Source organism: Falsiroseomonas sp. RANM36, from assembly GCF_056682175.1.
The window spans coordinates 46635-46925 of the sequence record NZ_JBWXTD010000003.1 but is presented as its reverse complement, the minus strand read 5'-3'; the positions used below and the strand labels follow the sequence as shown (position 1 = coordinate 46925).

1 protein-coding gene is annotated in these 291 nt (G+C 70.4%); it reads right to left on the bottom strand.

Annotated features, from left to right (window positions below):
* On the bottom strand, positions 1 to 291 hold a 291-nt coding region (locus AC1MIR_RS05135), incomplete at both ends, for a hypothetical protein (RefSeq protein WP_480027114.1).

Below are 291 nucleotides of genomic sequence, written 5' to 3'. Positions count from 1 at the left end.
CCTGCACTTCCTCCGTCGTCATCTGGCCGACGGTGGTGATCTCGCCGTTCTGGATGCGCCACTTGCGGAAGGGGCCGGTGATGTCGCCGTTCTGGTCGAAGGTCACCGGGCCGATCACGCCGACATAGCGGATCTTCTGGCCCGCGCGCAGCAGGTCCAGGGCGCGCTTGAAGCCATCGGGGCCGGCATGCACGACTTCGCCCTCGGCGCCCGTCACCTCGCGGATCGCGTCGCGGATCGGCGCGGCTTCGAAGCGGCCGGCCTTCGCCACCGCCAGGCCGAGGATCGCGG